The organism is Leucobacter soli, from assembly GCF_042659205.1.
In the GTDB taxonomy this organism is placed as follows: domain Bacteria; phylum Actinomycetota; class Actinomycetes; order Actinomycetales; family Microbacteriaceae; genus Leucobacter; species Leucobacter soli.
In genome coordinates this window covers 1-974 of record NZ_JBHSRW010000422.1, presented here as the reverse complement: position 1 = coordinate 974, position 974 = coordinate 1, and the positions used below count along the sequence as shown (strand labels likewise).

The 974-nt window shown below is 70.6% G+C and carries 1 protein-coding gene; it reads left to right on the top strand.

The annotated features are described in order from the left end of the window. Window positions 1-64 precede the first annotated feature (64 nt). On the top strand, window positions 65-904 hold the full coding sequence (locus ACFPZL_RS13670) for an ABC transporter permease (protein ID WP_218115926.1): 840 nt from the start codon (window positions 65-67) through the stop codon (window positions 902-904). Window positions 905-974 lie beyond the last annotated feature (70 nt).

Sequence of the window (974 nt, the reverse complement as noted above, 5' to 3'; positions counted from 1 at the left end):
GCCCTGGTGCCGCCGAGCGCGGACGCGACGAGCGCGAGCCCGAACGCGACGAGGAGGCGGTCTGATGGCGATCCCGACGCAGGAGAACGAGGACCAGGAGCTCCGGCGGAGCGCGGTCGCCCCGCCCGGCGGCGCCAGGCTCGCCCGTAGCGCCCGCTGGGTCATCGGTGCGATCCTGCCGGTGGCGGTGATCGTCGTCTGGCAGATCGCCGCGAACATCGGCCTCATCAACACGCAGCTCTTCCCGGCGCCGTCGCAGGTGTTCGCTCGCCTGGTCGACCTCGCGGCGAACGGTGTGCTCGGCAAGAACTTCCTGATCAGTCTGCAACGGGCCGTCATCGGCACGCTCTGGGGCGCCGGTCTCGGCCTGGCCGTCGGCCTGCTGGTCGGGTTCTCGAGCCTCGCGGAGCGCGCGCTCGACCCGACGGTGCAGATGCTCCGCACCGTCCCGCTGATCGCGGTGACGCCGCTGTTCATCCTCTGGTTCGGCTTCGGCGAGGAGTCGAAGATCGTGCTGATCGCGGTCGGCGCCTTCTTCCCGATCTACGTCAATTCCTTCCTCGGCGTGCGCGCGGTGGATCGCAAGCTTTTCGAGATGTCGGCCACCCTCGGCTTCACGGCCTGGCAGCGCCTGCGGCTCGTCGTGCTGCCCGGCGCGATGCCGAACATCCTGCTGGGCCTCCGGCTCTCGATCGGCATGGCCTGGCTGTGCCTGGTGGTCGCCGAGCTGATGGGCGCCACCAGCGGCATCGGCTACCTGATCCAGGACGCGCGGTCGCTGCTCGACACCGCGACCGTGATGGTCGGCGTGATCATCTTCGCTGCGATAGGCAAGCTCTCCGACTCGCTCGTGCGGCTGCTGGAGCGCCGCACGCTGCGCTGGCGCGACACCTTCGCCGGTTGAGGCGACGTCAGGCCGGCCGCCTCGCGGCAGGATCGGACGGGGCGGGTGCGGCTGCGACGGTCGGCGCAGT